The 15,734-nt window shown below is 55.8% G+C and carries 11 protein-coding genes; 3 read left to right on the top strand and 8 right to left on the bottom strand.

Features of this window, described 5'->3' with window-relative positions:
* Nucleotides 1-5 precede the first annotated feature (5 nt).
* The 7 genes from F5984_RS03175 to F5984_RS03145 all read right to left on the bottom strand — a co-directional run bounded on the left by F5984_RS03175 (nt 6) and on the right by F5984_RS03145 (nt 12,926).
* Entirely contained in the window at nt 6-2,621 is a 2,616-nt protein-coding gene (locus F5984_RS03175; RefSeq protein ID WP_185155402.1) for a glycoside hydrolase family 95 protein, read from the bottom strand.
* 13 nt (nt 2,622-2,634) lie between these two features.
* Nucleotides 2,635-4,338: a hypothetical protein gene (locus F5984_RS03170; RefSeq protein WP_152122698.1), complete on the bottom strand. Its 1,704-nt coding sequence runs from the start codon at nt 4,336-4,338 to the stop codon at nt 2,635-2,637.
* The gene (locus F5984_RS03165; protein ID WP_152122696.1) at nt 4,335-5,711 is read right to left on the bottom strand and encodes a 3-keto-disaccharide hydrolase; all 1,377 of its coding nucleotides are present in this window, start codon (nt 5,709-5,711) and stop codon (nt 4,335-4,337) included. The genes F5984_RS03170 and F5984_RS03165 overlap by 4 nt, the downstream gene beginning before the upstream one ends.
* Before the next feature lie 185 nt (nt 5,712-5,896).
* Nucleotides 5,897-7,774 (bottom strand): RagB/SusD family nutrient uptake outer membrane protein, encoded by a 1,878-nt coding sequence (locus F5984_RS03160; RefSeq protein WP_152122694.1) that lies wholly within the window; start codon nt 7,772-7,774, stop codon nt 5,897-5,899.
* Between the two features lie 26 nt (nt 7,775-7,800).
* Nucleotides 7,801-11,202, bottom strand: coding sequence for a SusC/RagA family TonB-linked outer membrane protein (locus F5984_RS03155; protein ID WP_246168791.1), 3,402 nt, complete (start codon nt 11,200-11,202; stop codon nt 7,801-7,803).
* 19 nt (nt 11,203-11,221) lie between these two features.
* Nucleotides 11,222-12,226 (bottom strand): FecR family protein, encoded by a 1,005-nt coding sequence (locus tag F5984_RS03150; protein WP_152122692.1) that lies wholly within the window; start codon nt 12,224-12,226, stop codon nt 11,222-11,224.
* Between the two features lie 34 nt (nt 12,227-12,260).
* Nucleotides 12,261-12,926: an RNA polymerase sigma factor gene (locus F5984_RS03145; protein WP_152122690.1), complete on the bottom strand. Its 666-nt coding sequence runs from the start codon at nt 12,924-12,926 to the stop codon at nt 12,261-12,263.
* A 222-nt stretch (nt 12,927-13,148) separates the two neighbouring features.
* On the opposite strand from F5984_RS03145, the gene F5984_RS03140 reads away from it, so the two are divergent.
* On the top strand, nt 13,149-13,388 hold the full coding sequence (locus tag F5984_RS03140) for a hypothetical protein (protein WP_152122689.1): 240 nt from the start codon (nt 13,149-13,151) through the stop codon (nt 13,386-13,388).
* Nucleotides 13,389-13,442: 54 nt separating this feature from the next.
* Here the strand turns inward: F5984_RS03140 and F5984_RS03135 are convergent, their stop codons facing one another.
* Entirely contained in the window at nt 13,443-14,882 is a 1,440-nt protein-coding gene (locus F5984_RS03135; protein ID WP_152122687.1) for a sigma 54-interacting transcriptional regulator, read from the bottom strand.
* A 146-nt stretch (nt 14,883-15,028) separates the two neighbouring features.
* Between F5984_RS03135 and F5984_RS26890 the strand changes: the two genes are divergently transcribed.
* Both F5984_RS26890 and F5984_RS03130 read left to right on the top strand, forming a co-directional pair.
* A complete protein-coding gene (locus F5984_RS26890; protein WP_262884504.1) occupies nt 15,029-15,157 on the top strand; it encodes a hypothetical protein in 129 nt (42 codons plus the stop codon).
* Nucleotides 15,158-15,299: 142 nt separating this feature from the next.
* Nucleotides 15,300-15,731 carry a DUF882 domain-containing protein gene (locus F5984_RS03130; protein ID WP_152122684.1) on the top strand — a complete coding sequence of 144 codons (432 nt, stop codon included), beginning with the start codon at nt 15,300-15,302 and terminating at the stop codon, nt 15,729-15,731.
* The last annotated feature ends 3 nt before the right edge of the window (nt 15,732-15,734 follow it).

The following is a 15,734-nucleotide window of genomic DNA, read 5'->3' as shown; positions in this document are numbered from 1 at the left end:
GTACACTATCGAATCTCATAAACCTTTCCTTTTTCCAGCTTTACCTCCATCGTAAAACCCGGTACGGTGGGCGTCTCGCCCAGTTTTGTTTTGTCTTTGATCAGGGGCGTTCCGGCATCCACGAAGCGCAGAAGTGGGTTTGGCGATGCGACATTGCTCACGTTGGCCGCTGGCGTCATGGTCAGGCGGTCGCTGGTTCGGATGCGGAAGGTGCCGCCCTGATTGGCGTGAATCACCGCTTTGGTCAGTTTGCCCGCTTTCCACGTCATATCCACCACCAGACCACCGCGCGTTTTGAGGCCCTTCACTCGGCCCGTATGCCAGGCTTGCGGCAGGGCGGGTAGCAGGTGGATTTCGCCCGCGTGGCTTTGGACGAGCATTTCGGCAATGCCTGCCGTAGCCCCAAAATTCCCGTCGATCTGAAAAGGCGGGTGCGCGCAGAACAGGTTGGGATAGGTGCCACCGCCCGACATATGCGCCTGCTCGGTGGTGATGAGTTTGAACAGGTTAGTCAACAGTTTCAGCGCGTGGTCGCCCTCGTAGAGCCGCGCCCAGACGTTCACTTTCCAGCCCATTGACCAGCCCGTGGCTCCATCACCCCGGCGTTCCATCACCCGGCGGGCGGCTGCGGTCAGTTCGGGGGTGGTTTGGGCGTTGATCTGATTGCTGGGATGAATGGCGTAGAGGTGGGAAAAATGGCGGTGCTGCACATCGGCATCCTCAAAATCGAGCTGCCATTCCTGCAACTGACCGTATTTGCCAATCTGGTACGGCAACAGCTTCGCCAGACTTTGTTTGACCAATGCCGTGAAATCGTCCGAAATGCCCAGCAGCTCGCAAGCTTCTACGTAGCGCGAAAACGACTCCCGGATAATGGCCATGTCCATCGTTGGGCCGGGGCTGAACGTACCTTGCTTTTGCCCGTCGTACAGGAAGTTCTGTTCCGGCGAGTGGCCCACGGGCGTCACCAGATAGCCCTGCGCGTTGGGCACCAGCCAGCCCTGGTAAAACTGAACGGCTCCTTTTAGCAGGGGAAAAACCTCGTTTTTCAGGAAGGTCTTGTCGCCTGTAAACAGGTAGCGCTCCCAGAAATGGCTCGTGAGCCAACCGGCTGCCATCGGCCAGAACGAGCAGTTGCAATTGTCGATGGGCTCGGCATGACGCCAGATGTCGGTGTTGTGGTGGGCCACCCAGCCGTCGTTGCCGTAGACGTTGCGGGCTGTTTCGCGACCGTTGACTGCCAGTTCTTTAATCGCCTGGAAAAACGGCTCCTGACATTCCGACAGATTGGTCAGTTCGGCGGGCCAGTAGTTCATTTGGGCGTTGATATTGATGGTGTAGGCTCCGTTCCAGGGCGGGGTCATCAGGTCATTCCAGATGCCCTGCAAATTGAGCGGTTGACCACCCGGTCGCGAGCCCGCAATCATCAGATACCGGCCGTAGTGGAAATACAGGGCGGTAAAAGCCGGGTCTTTGCCATTGGCAAACAGGGCCACGCGTTGGTCAGTGGGGAGTTTGGACTGCTCGGTTTCGGCGGCCAGTTCCAGCTCCACCCGGCTGAACAGGTTTTGGTAGTCGCTCAGGTGTGTCCGGTACAAATCGGCGTAGGTTTTCTTCGCCAACGCGTTAAACCGTTTGTCGAGAATCGGTTTCGGGTCGAGACCTTCGGAAGCCGGGCTTTTGTCGAAGCCGTTGAAACTGGTAGCCGCCGACACCAGCAGCGTCACCTCCGACGCATCCCGAACGGTAATGGCATCCCGCTCCTGACTAATCTGACCGCCGGTATGCAGCACCCGCACCCGCGTCTCAAACGCCATACCTAACCCGTCGATCTGCTTGTCGTACAGGAAGTTCTGCGCGCCCGGCTTACGTCCGCCGGTTTTGTCGTACACCTCCGGGTACTTGTATTGGTCGCCCAGTTTCTCGACCTGTTCAAACGAACGTCGGAGCGCTAAACCGGGTACTTTGCCCTGCATGGTTAGCGTTTGGCCCTGGGCCTGATACCGGGCCGTGGGCGTGTGGGGCGTCGATACATAAAACTTGCCGTTTATCTTGCCCGGCCCGCTGGCGCTCATTTTGACCACAATAGCGTGATCAGGGTAACTGGCGAAGTACGTCCGGGTGTAGGTAGTGTTGCCAACCCGGTAGGTGGTCGTTGCGGTGGCTGTTTCCAGGTCCAGTTGGCGTTTGTAGTCGGAAATGGGCGTGTTGGCCGGAGCCGCTTCGAACCACAAATCACCCATAGGCTGGTAAAGCTGATGGTTCCGGCCGAGCCATTGGCTCGCAATCAGGGCCTGCGCTTCGGCGTATTGCCCGGCGGCCAGCAACTCACTTACCCGCTTAAAGTCCTTGCGGACGTTGACGGACTTATACGTGCCCGTAGGGTCGCCGGAGTACAGGGTTCCTTCGTTGAGTTGCAGGTGTTCTTTCTGCGGGTCGCCGAAGACCATGGCGCCCATATAGCCATTGCCGAGGGGCAGGGCTTCGTGCCAGGCCGCAGCCGGTTTGTCGTACCAGAGCGTATGGGAGGGCTTTTGGGCGACGGCAAAACCGCAGCCCGCCCATATGCTCAGGAGCACAAACGCCCAAAACTCAGCTCTGTATCGTTGTGAAATTGTCATGCGTGAAACTGTATCAACCCAACGTTAGCTTATGCCTGAAAGGCGTGTAGCCAGTCAGGTATACCGTGGGCGCATCCATGGCAGGTAAGGCTCCGCGCAGTTGCACGCCCTTGTGTTCTGCCCGGCCTGGCCCAAACCGAATCACATCAGTCCCGACCGTGTAGCTGCCCGACTCACCCGCCAGCAGGTAGGCCTTCTCCTTTTTCGGGTGCGCCACTACCCCCGACAAGGTGCCACCCGGCCGGAAAATCAGCTCCAGCGCCACCGGTACGTTATCGGTACCCGAGATGTCGAGGTCGATTTGCAGACCATTGGCGGTTTCGGTGACCGACACGGTATAGGTTAGTTTCTGAATTTCGCTTTGCGGACGCGCCGTGCGGGGCATTTTGTCCCAGTCGCCCTCGGGGTCGATTTTGTCGGTGGCAATGGGTTGGTAATAGGGCCCTTCCAGCGACTGCCGCATGATCCAGGTATCGCCCTGCTGCTCAATTTTCGGAGTCTGAAACTGCCCCTTGCCAAAGAACGACGCGGCTACGCGCATCCCCTGCAAAATGGCGTTACCCTTGTGGAAGGTCAGCCAGGTAGCGTTGTTCGACAACAGGGTGCTGTCCCAGTTGCCGCGCCGGATACGCACCACGCCCGAGTACGGGAACGCCTTGGCGTAGCTGGTGGGCAGAGGTTTGCTGCCCGGAAGTTCGCGCCAGAGGGTGGGGTCTTCCAGAAAATAATCCAGATAGCCCGCCAACTGCTCCTTGGGGCAGGTCTGTTCAATCAGCCGGCACAGGGCCGCCATTTCGCCGTTGTTATCGTGCAGGGCCATAAACCGGTAACAATAGTAGTACCGCGACATATTGCCGACGGTACCCTTATCCTGCCGGTTGGAGGCTTCGGTTACGACCTCACCGTTGGGATGCACGTAGTAGAGCGTCATCAGGAGGTTCCGGCGGACGGGTTCGAGCAGGTCGGGGCGGTTCAGGCCGCGCGCCATGATAATCAGCGAGCGATCTACAATGGGTGAATAGCTGTTGGTACTTTTCTCGTTGAACTGCCCGTCGGGGTCGAGGTCGATGTGTTCGGCCAGCCATTGGTCGATGCGCCGGACGTAGCGCGGGTCGGGGAACAGCTCGTTCAATTTGGTTAGGGCGGCAGACACCACCCAGCGGTGATTGGGCGTGTGAATACCGCCCACAATCAGCCCTTCGCCGGCCTTTTTCAGGAACGTTTTGAGCAAATCCAGCGCCTTTTCGGTGCCTTTAGCCTTCGATTCGAGCAGAAAGCGGTAGGCCGGTACGATATTTTCCAGCACAAAAGCCGTGTCGGGCGTGGAGTGGAAGTTGGTTTCGAGCAGGTCGATGGTGCCGTCGGAATGCTGAAACCGGAGCATGGCCTGAGCAGCCGCTACGATCTCGGGCAGCAGACTTTTCGATTGGTAGTAGGCCGATTCGGGGGTAGCGAACAGCATACAGGATTTCATCAGAAACCCGCTGGTCGAGTGCGGGTTGGGCATCTCCATATCGTTCAGGTACCCACCCGCGTACGGGCCGCTGCTCACTTTCAGGGGCGCGTAGTTCGGGAATCCTTTGTCGTTGATTTTGATCCAGTCGAGCAGCCAGGCCGGTTTGGCGGGCGCAAAGGGAGTAGCTACGCGGGAAAAACCACGCATAGGCAGTAGACTGAGAGAGGTAGCGGTGAGGTTTACAAAGGTTCGGCGGTTCATAACGTTCTGATTTTTATGCTTCTGAAATGCACCTCATCACCGTGGTCCTGGAACAGGATATGTCCGGCGGGCGCCTGCGCAAAATTAGGGTAGGTGTTGTATTTACTCTTGGCCACGAGGTTGCGGAAAATCTGCGAATGGCGGTCGTATTCTACCATTTTGAGGTTATTGAGCCAGTGCTCAACATGCCCGTTTTTCGACACTATCCGCAGCTTGTTCCACTTGCCGGGCGGCATCATGCGTTTGTCGGTGCCACCTTCCGAGAGGTTTTCGGCTGTAATCAGGTCGTAGAGCGAACCGGTGGTGCGGTTGCCGTTTACGCCTGCTTTGGCGTCGGGGTGGACTTTATCATCCAGAATCTGAAACTCCGGGCCCAGGCCGGTACCTGCCTTCTTTTTCGGGTCATCCACCACAAAGTATTTCACGCCCGAGTTGCCCCCGGTGGTGAGTTTAAAGTCCAGTTCCAGTTCAAAATTGCCGAACTCCTCCACCGTTTCAATATCTCCGCCCTTGCGCAGGCTGTCTTTTTTCGAGCCCAGTACGGTGAGTACCCCATCCGGCATGGCCCAGCCCGTTGCCGGAAAATTGTCGGCATTGGCCAGTTTCCAGCCCTTGGCCGTTTTACCGTCCCACAGCAGCCGCCAGCCCGCCTTTTTTTCGCGCTCGGTCAGCTGATTTTGCAGGTAACTCACCTCCTGAATAGCCTCTCCCGTTTTCCAGACGGCTTTGTCGAGGTTGTCGGTGGCGATGCGGATGTTACGCCATTGGACGGTGAGTCCGTTTTGCTTTTCCTGTTTAATCGCGTGGACCTGCAGGGCAATGAACCCACGGGCCGTCTGGTTATCCCAGACGTCGGCGCAGGGGATGCCGTTGATCCAGGTTTTCAGGTGCGGGCCAACCGCTTCGATATGGTAGCGGTTCCACTGCCCGGTTTTAAAGGCTTTCTGCCCAGTTGGATTGATGGACAACGGGTACAGCCAGCCGTTGCGGGCTTCGTCGTAGATACCTCCGCTCCAAGCCCGGTTGCCGGGGTCGATCTCCACCTGATAGCCATGCACGCGTCCGTTGTTGTAAGCTGGGTCGCTCAGGCTGCGAATCTGAATGCCCGAGTTCAGGCCCGGTTCCACCTTTACGTCCAATTCGAGCACAAAATCGCCGTAGGTTTCCTCGGTGCACAAAAAGGTGTTGGGGGTGTTGAGCTGCGAGACCCCCACAATGGCTTTGTCGACTATTTTGTACTCGGCATTGCCATTTTTCTTGGTCCAACCGGAGAGGTCTTTGCCGTTGAACAGGTCTTTCCAGCGGGCCTGACCGTAGGTATTAAGCGTCAGGAGGGTTAGTGACAGGAGAAGTGATAAGGGGAATCTTAGCATAAAAAAGTAGCTGACTTTGGGCATCCCGACCGGGCGCGTCAAAAAAAGGGGGAGAAACATGAAATCTCTCCCCTTTCCAATAATCCAACCTATACTTAGTGTGAGTTCCAGACGAAAATGAGTGTAAACAGCCGTTTTACAGACCCTTGCTACACTTCAGCAACGTTTCATAGTTCACGTCAAACTCAATAGCCCTCGTTTTGCTTCATCGTCGGGAACGAGAGGTCAATTTCCGCCTGGGGAATGGGCCGCAGGTAATGAATATCCTTGATGCTGGCACTCTTTGCGGCCCAGGGGTTGTATTTCTTTACCCGCTCAACCAGTTTACCTGTCCGCTTCAAATCGAACCAGCGGTTATACTCGCCCATCAGTTCACGGGCGCGCTCGTCCAGAATCATGTCGATGCTAATATTGGCGGCCGTAGCCCGGTACGATACCGCTTCGAGCGACTTGAGGTTTTCGGGATCTTTGGCACACTTGGGATCTGCCCCTTTCCGAACGAGTGCCCGGTCGAGCACACGGTTGTAGTACACCTCGGCACCGCCCAGCTTACCGCCTTTCGCCCCTTTCACAATAGCCTCGGCCGCAATCAGGTACGCTTCGGCCGACCGGAATACGGCTTCGTTGAACGTTCCGAACGCATCGCCGTAGGGAATACCGGGTTGCCAGAACTTCCACATCATCGGGAAATCGCCGGGGAAACCGCTCACATTAACCGCGCTTCCGTTGATGAAACCATACCCACCGCCATACTCGTCGAGGTTTACAACGGAGTAGTTTTTGCGGCCGCCGTAATCGACACCGCGTTCAGCGAGGGTAAGGGCCGGCTTGTTCCAGGGCCGGAAATACACCACCGTATCACCCGCTTTAATGTCGATGCGGAGGTTCGGATTTACCGTGGGCAAAGGCCGGAAACCGGCTACGTTTTGCAGGGCGTAGCCTACTTCCACAAAGTTGTGGTCGTAGCGCGAGTCGTTTTCGGGGTCGAACAGGCGGTACATGGCCGGGGTGGTCACGTGGAAAGGCTGATGCCGGTTATAGTCCGACGTGCGGCCTTTGGTACCGGGGTAGCCTTCGCCACTGCCGCCAAATACCGAGTGCAGGTTGTTGCCGCCAGCGGCATCCTGAACAAAAGCCGGATCAGTTTTATTCGTCAGCACATCGGCATTATACTGCACGGCAAACACAATCTCGGCATTCTTGTCGTTCTGAGCGCCGGTGTACTGTTTCAGCGGGTTCTCCGACCGAATCGGGAACAACTGATTGTAGTTCGTAGCGAGCGGGAACGCATCAATGATTTTGTCGGCATATTGCAGCGCCAGGTCAAAATCTCCCTGCGAACCACCGAGCGAGTTTTTGAAGTTCCAGCCTCGCGTGAGGTACACCCGAGCGAGCAGAAACTGAGCCGCCCCTTTGGTTGCCCGACCAACGTTAGAGGCCGTTACGGGCAGTTTAGCCTCGGCCTCAAGCAGGTCGGCAATAATCTGTTTGTACACCTCGGCCGATGCCACCCGATTAGCCTCTTTGCTGGGGCTGGTGGTTTCGGTAAGCGGCATCGGAATATCACCCCACTGCTGCACGAGGTAGAAATACGCCAACGCCCGCAGGAACTTGGCCTCGGCTACGCGCGTCTCTTTCAGAGCCGTAGCCATGGTGGTCACCTCAGCCGCCCGGCCAATAGCCGTATTGGTTCGGGCTACTTCAGCGTAGAGCAACGTCCAGAGGCTTTGCACCTCAGGAATCGTCGCGTTCAGGCGGACATCGTACTGTTCGAGCGGGCTGGTGTTGATGCCCGGCGTATTAAACTTGGGATCGCTGAAACCGGTTTGCGAAAAAATATCGGTGCCGTTCAGCACGAGCGCCCGGTTCTGGTGAATATTTCGCAGCAATGGGTAGCACGACCGCACCAGATCTTCAAAGCCCGCTTCGGTTTTGTAGTACACATCGGTGGTGAGGGTCGTAACGGGCTTTTCAACCAAAAAATCATCTTTACAAGCCGGTATCGTCAGGCAGGAAAGGGCCAGCACAACCGACGCGATTCGGGTAGGAACGAAAGATTTCATTCGCGTTTCTGTTTAAAAAAGGTGGGTTAGAAACTGATATTTACACCGAGGTTGTAGATGGCCGAGGGCACATCGTCCTGGAAAATAGCCGAGTTAAACTCTGGATCGAAGCCAACAAACTTGGTAAACACGAAGGGGTTCATGACCTGCGTATATACCCGGGCGTTCGACAGTTTCCACTTTTCCATAAGCGGCTTGGGCAGGGCGTAGCCGAGCGTGATGTCCGAAATACGCAGGAAGCTGGCATCCTGATAGTTGATGGCGCTCCGGTACGGGTTGGCCGCTACAACCCCAAAGTACGAATTTGAGGGGTTGTCGCTCCGCCAGTAGTCGAGCGACGCCAGCTTGTTGTAGCGGGTTCCCGAAATTTCGCCGAACGTACCCGACAACGTGCTGTTGTTGTACTGCACCCCGTTGCGGTAGTACGTGAAAAACGAGAAATCGAACTGCTTGTACGTAAACCGGTTGGTGATACCCAGAATCCAGTTGGGCAATTGCGTACCCAGTACCACGCGGTCGTCGATGCCTTCGGTTGAGGAAATAATGCCATCGTTGTTCTGATCCACTACGCGCACTGAACCGGGCACCTGCTTGTACTTGGCAGCCAGGTCTTTGTCGGCTGTTTGCCAGATTCCGTCGAACTTGTAATCGAAGTTGGCCCGGATCGGGTAGCCCACAAACAGGCGGTTGCCCTTGTCGGCCAGTTGGCCGTTGCCGTACAGTTCGAGCAGTTTGTTGCGGTTACGGGTGAAGGCGAAGGTGCTGTTCCAGCCAAAATTGCGACTGGCAATGTTCACGGTGTTGAGTGTCAGCTCAATGCCTTTATTTTCGATCTGCCCTACGTTGGCAATCACCTGCGAGAATCCCGTAACGGTCGGGATCTTCTGGTTCAGAATCAGGTCAACGGTTTTCCGGTTGTAGATTTCGAGCGAAGCCGCAATCCGGTTTTTAAAGAACCCGAAGTCGATACCGAGGTTACGCTCGCTGCTCCGCTCCCACCGCAGGTCTTTGTTAGCGAGGTTGGCGGGGGCAAACCCAAAGGCGGGCGTCCCGTCGAAATCGTAGCCTGTATTAATCAGACCCGCCTGCGTGCTGTAGGGGTTCACGGTTGAGTTACCCACTTCGCCGTAGCTCGCCCGCAGTTTCAGGTTCGAAAACACGTTCAGGTTACTGATAAACGGCTCATCGCCCAGACGCCAGGCGAGCGCCACCGAGGGGAAGAACGCCCATTTATTTCCCTCAGCCAGTTGCGACGCCCCGTCTGAGCGGCCCGTCAGCGTCAGCAGGTACCGGTCGTTGTACGAGTAGTTGAGACGGCCCATAAACGATAGCAGCGAGCGTTCGACCAACGAGCTGTTCATGCCCGTCAGGGTGCCGGTGTTCAGGGCGTACCAATCGGAGTTGTACGGCAGGTCGCGCACGGCAATCTGGTAAGCCTCATTGCGCTGGTAAAAGGCACTTTGCAGGGCTGTTACGCCCAGGCGGTGCTTGCCCAGATCCAGATTGTAGGTGATAATGTTGTCGAGGGTGTAATTGCCCATGATTCGGTTGTCGTACTGCGCCCGTGGCTTGGCACCAATCTGCGACTTTGACCACTGTCCCCGGAAATCACCAAACCGCTCGGCCGTGTACGAACCCGACAGCGACGACCGGATGCTCAGCCCTTTTACGGGCGTAAACTCCACATAACCGTTGGTCATGATGGTGAGGTTGGTGGTTTGCAGCTTCGAGGTTTTGGGGTCAATATCGGCCAGCGGGTTAGGCACCTGCTTGTCGTTGATACCCATCCAGTAGGCATAACCGTCGATGTCGAAATCGCTGTTTTCCGACGGGTTAGCCAGATCGCTGAAATACACCGTGCCGGTTGGGCGGGCGCGGTACGCATTCCGCAACGACTCACCCGAACCTACGTTCTGATCGCTGTAGCTGGCATACGAGGTAAAGCCCAGCTTAAACAGCCGCCCAATTTTGCTGTCGAGGCCCGCGTTGAGGTTGTAGCGTTTGAAGCCCGTATGCAGCACGTTGCCGTTCTCGTTGAGGTAGCCACCCGAAAACCGGTAAGTGGTTTTGTCGGTACCACCCGACACGCTCAGATTTTGGCTCATTTGCAGGCCGGGGTCGGTAATCAGGTCGACCCAATCAGCGGTTTTACCCGCGTCGATATTCGCTTTTTCGGCAGCCGTAAACGTAGCCCCGGTCGAGCCTTCGAGCACCCGGTCGGTGTACACCGCTTTGTAAAACTGCTCGCTCGTCATGAGCTTAGGCAGGTGAGCCGGTACTTTCAGACCCACGTAGCTGTCGTAGCTGATGCGGGGTTTGCCCGAAAGACCTTTTTTCGTCGTCACGATAATCACCCCGTTGGCACCGCGTGCCCCGTAAATAGCCGTCGACGACGCATCTTTCAGGATGTCCATCGACTGAATATCGTTGGGGTTGAGGTTGTTGAGGTTCCCCCCCATAAGGCCGTCGATCACCACGAGCGGCTCGGTCGAGTTATTAATCGTGTTCTCACCCCGAATGGTAATATTGTACCCCGCCCCCGGCTTATTGCTCGACTTGGTAACGGTTGCCCCGGCTACCTGCCCCTGAATGGCTTTGGCCGCCATCACCGGGTTGCCGCGCACAATATCTTTGGGCTGCATCGAGACCACAGCACCGGTAAGGTCGGCTTTCTTAATTTCGCCGTAACCGACCACCACCACTTCATTGAGAGACATATCGTCGGGCTTGAGCGCGATGTTCAGTACCGCCTGGTTGCCTACCACAACCTCCTGCTTTACATAGCCGATAAAGCTGAAAATGAGCGTACTGTTCGCGTTTTGCACGTCGATTTTAAACGCCCCGTTCTGGTCGGTTGTGGTGCCGCGCTGCGTCCCTTTAATGAGTACATTGACACCCGGCAGCCGCTCCCCCGACTCGCTCGACACGGTTCCGGTCACGGTGATATCGGCCGGGGCCACCGCACTTTCGGTTGAGAACGCAAGCGTCTGCATCATCGACAGCGACTGGGTCTGACTGGCTACAATGGGCTCGCCTTTCCGGGGCGCCAGCAACCCGCCCAACCGGCGTGAGGTGGCGCTGGGGGTTTGCGGCAGGATGTAATACACCTGATCGTTTACTTTCTTAATCACCAGATCGAACGGCTTGATGAGTTGCATCAGCTGCCGCTCTACCCCACCCGCTCCCCGCCGGAGGTCGGCTGAAACCGACAGGTCGCGCACGGTGGTTTCTTCAAACAAAATACTCACGCCAAACTGCTGGCTCAGGCTTTTAAGCGCATCTTTCAGCTTAAGGGGCTGGTTTCGGGTGGCCTGCAACGCCAGGTCGGGCTGAACGGTCGCCCGGGCCAGCAGTACCGACTGCCCAGCTACGGAAGCTACGTTCCCGACGCCTACCCAGAGCACCATGAGGGTAAAAATACGAGTCATACGAGTTAACGGGTTTAGATTAATTGACCTCTTTGGGATGTTCTAACTGAATATGTTTGGGGCCTTTTACAATGCTCAGATTCAGCAAACCGGCCAGCGTTTGCAGCAGATCGTCGGCGTTTTCAGCCTTGAAGTTGCCGGCAATCCGCCGGTGAGCCAATGCCGTATCGGCCACCACGACTTTAACCCCAAACCGCTCCCGAATCTGAGCCGTAATTTCGAGCAGCGAGGTGTCGTCGAAATAAAACCAGTGATCTTTCCAGGCCACGTAAGGCTGGGCGGGGGCTGCCTGCTGAAGCCGGTACTGACCCGAATTCGACACCGTAACGACGTTGCCCGGCTTCATGGTTAGCTGACGGCCCTGCGGTAAACCAAGCTTCACTTTTCCGTGCCGCAGATACACGCGCTTGCCCCGCTCACGGGCATACAGCACAAATTCAGTACCCAGAACTTCAACCTGAAAATCATCGGCAGTCCGCACGACAAACCGCTGATGAGTAGGCAAGTGCGTTACAGTAAACTCACCCTCACCTTTTAAGAATACTTCGCGGGTTTCATCCCCAAACCCAAAGCGGGGCACCCGTAAGGTCGAGTTAGCGTTGAGGGTTACACGTGTGCCGTCGGGCAATTGGTACGAACCCGTTTCGCCGTAGGCTGTCTGGTAGGTCTGATAGCGAACCTGATCGCGGAGCAGGTAGCCCCCCAGCCCTGTCACCAGTAACAGGGTGGCCGCAGCAGCCCAACCGTATCGAATAAGCCAGGGTTGTACCGGTATCCGTTTGGTTTTCTCGCCAACAACGGGGAGCGCGGGCGCAACCTGAACCCGATGCTGTAGCCTACCAAAGGCATCGTCGGTATCGAGAGCGAGCTGAGGGCGTTCGCTTTCCCACTCGTCCAGGTAGCGGTAGTAAAGCTCCTGATGGGTATGGTCGGTCAGCCAGGTTTCGAGGAAATTACGCTGAATGAGCGTGGCTTTTCCGTCGAAATGATCGAACACCATTTTTTTGATTTGCTCCTGATTCATGGGTTGTTGGCCGACCTAAGCAGTCGACCTATTTTTAAATGGCTGAAGTAAAAAACATTAGCAAGTAGCTAAGAAACCGGCCGGCCTGTAATTCCTGCCGGAGTTTCTGGAGGGCCCGGATCAGGAGTTTCTCGACGGCGCTGCTGCTGATATGCAACACCTGCGCTATCTCGTGGTATTTTTTACCCTCAATTCGGCTCAGTAAAAAGGCCCGCTGACACTGAGGAGGCAACTGCTGCACCACTACTTCGATTTTGTGTTGCAGTTCGCTGTACTGAATAATCTGATCCGGTTGCAGGTACGTGAGCGTCGGCTGATCGTCGGCTGCTTCGAGCGGATTGGCCGGGTGTAGCTCACACCGGATGTAGTTGTAAGCCCGGTACCGCACTGTCTGGTACAGATACGCCCGGAACGAGGTATGTACCGTTTTGTACAGTTCTTCCTGCCAGAAATGGGTAAACACGTCGGCCACGAGATCTTCGGCTACCTCACGCCCATATACGAACCGGAGCGCGTGGTTGACCAGATTCTTGTAATACCGCCGAAAAAGCAGCGCAAACGCCCCGGCCGCATCTTTCTCGAAATGCTGCCTAAGGAGTAATTCGTCGTCTGTAAGCTTACCCTCTCCCACCGGTCCACCAACCGAAAAGGGGAATTTATCTGCCGACGAATCGGAATTGGAAGGGTACACTTTCTGCATAAAAATTGCCGGGAAATCTTGTATAATATAAAGACAATTTCTAAGTAAGATACCTCACATAGAGCTTAAAGATTTTTTATCTATCCACTCGTATAGGCTTATCAATCATATTACTGGCATAAACACCAGAATTGTTAAAACAGGATTAATCTATATAAATACAGCAATCTGTGGTGGTGTATATGACGTAGGTATGCCTCAAGTTAGAAATACACTTACCCAATGTATAGTTATACCTTTACCTTACACCTCTCCCGAATCATCAGCGGGCTCGAATCACGGTTTACCGTCCGTAAAAGTCCTACCTACTACATCATGCTGCTTTTCGTGTGGCTGCAATTCCGGTTTACGTACAGCTGGTTTTACCGGAAAAGGTTGGTAACCGCCTATTTCAACGGCAAGGAAATTCTGAGCATGACCGGCCGCGACCTGTTTGAAAGTATCGCCGTCCGGCAGGGGTAATGGAAGCGTAGGGTTTCGGTAACCAGAAACAATGAACCCTGAACTACGTCACGTTTACATGAGCCCGTAGCCCGCAATCTTGGCCGTTAGGGTATTAATAGACCCGTACCCCAACGCCTTGCAGGCCTGCGACTTATTCCCTCCGAAGTAGGCCAATGCCTGCTGAATGAGCTGTTTCTCGTGGGCCTGCCAGTCGAACGTACTGCCCTGAGTCGATGGGGTTAGCAGCCAATCGGGCAGGTCGGCCTCTTCGGCCACTTCACCCGCAAATACATACAGTGACTCAATCAGGTTTTCGAGTTCGCGCACGTTGCCCGGAAACAGATACGCGTCCAGGTGTTTCCAGACAACGGGTGCCAGTTTGAGGGGCTTGGATCGCTTGAACGCTTTTCCTTTCGTTTTTAGAAAATACTCGACCAACGCCCGTTTGTCGGTCATGCCCCGCTCGGCTAGGGCAGGCAGATGCAACTCGGCCACAGAGAGCCGGTACAGTAAATCCCACCGAAACTGCCCCGCTTCGCAGGCCTCGCGCAGATTGCGGTGCGTAGCGGCTATGATCCGAACATCCGCTTTTCGGGCTTTGGTGGCTCCCACGGGCGTAAACTCGCCCTCCTGCAACACGCGCAGAAGGGTTTGCTGCATATAGGGCGAAATGTCGCCGATCTCGTCCAGAAACAATGTGCCTTCACGGGCGGCATCGAAAAACCCCTCCGTCTTCTTTTCAGCTCCCGTAAAAGCCCCTTTTTCGTACCCAAACAGGCGCGATTCGAGCAGAGTGTCGCCCAGGGCCGAGCAGTTGACCGCCACAAAAGGCCCCGCCGACCGATGCGACTGCTGATGAATGTACCGGGCCAAATGTTCTTTGCCACTCCCACTCGCACCGTGAATCAGCCCGGTGACCCGGTCGGTTTGGGCCAGCTTGGCCGCCCGGTCGTACACGGGCTGGAGCGCGGGTGTTATGAGGTATTCGGTGGCACTCGCTTTGGCCTCTTTAGTTTGCAATCCCTCCCGAATCACAATCGAAACGGGCACCGCCGACCGCTCGGTGTTTACCACCATCAGCTCGGGCCGTTTGGTTTTTGTGAACTGCGGAGCACGGGTTTGCAGCAAGCGCGTCGGGAGCGACAGGCTTGTGTGGCACAGGTACCAGGCCACCTGCATGGCTGGCGTACCGGGCGAAATAAAGAGGTCAATCTGATCGGCGTCCGACAAACCCAGCAACAGGGCTTCGACCTTCGTTTTGATGTCGGGCATGTCGATGGGGTCGGCAACGCGCATGCCCCTCCCCTCAATCTGACGGCCTGGAAAATCGAGCAACAACCGATTGATGAGCCGGTCGAGCCGGGGGTCTTCGTCAGGGGCGGCCGACGATAGAATCAGGTGACGGTCGTGTTCAAAAAAGTACTGGTGAAACTGGTAGGTTGGCCCATCGGTACGGACCTCGTTACCGGCAAAGTCATTACTATACGCATACCACGACACCAGAATCTTCATAGCTTATTCATCTTGAAGCCTAAAACTATCCCTTTTTGCGTCAATTATTGATATTACTTTTCAATTATAGATAAAATTGAACGAATAAAATCCCCTAAAACGGCCTTTTTGCCGTTGGCACGAAACTGGCTAATCTACTGGTGTACATGCAGGAAATGCGTCAGGCTTTCTGGCTATACCACACCGAATTCCGTAACCCATATACACGGCCCCGTGGGTCGGTCGTCATCCGCAGCGCCCGCTTTGCGGCCCGCTATATCCACACCAATACCTGACTGTTGGCGAGTGCGCGGAACGACTGGCCTACCGGGGCCGTGTTTGATGCGTTACACCGGTTAGGGTTTCGGGTTTGTTGTGGGTCATTTTCTACAAACCACCCTGAAGACCTATTTTCGCCTATCCAAGCCTTTGTTCTCCATGCGAATCGTCGTGATTATTTTCGGCCTAGTGCTTTTACTCGTGGGCGGGTATGCTGCTATCAGCTACAGTGGACTAAGTCCGCGAGTCTGGCAAAAGAAACGCCTGCTCGACCGCTACCTCACCGAGCGGGGGTATCAGACTCACTACGTATTACTATCGGGCTACCGGCCCCCGTGGCTCAACCGGCTCATGCCTTTATCGGCGCGTAAAAGTGTGCATCAGCAGGGGCAGGCCATCGACCTGTTTGTGTTCGACATCAACGGCAACGACCGTTTCGACCCGGCCGACTTGCGGATTCTGTCCGACGCGCTCGACCACCTCGACCGCCAACACCCGCGTTACCGGGGCGGGGTTGGCTTATACCGCCAATCGTTCCCGCGCATGGTGCACTTCGACGTATCGGGTCGGCACCGGCACTGGGATTATTGAGGG

It is taken from the genome of Rudanella paleaurantiibacter, from assembly GCF_009184635.1.
GTDB classification, from domain to species: Bacteria; Bacteroidota; Bacteroidia; order Cytophagales; family Spirosomataceae; genus Rudanella; species Rudanella paleaurantiibacter.
This window is presented reverse-complemented; position numbering and strand designations above follow the sequence as displayed.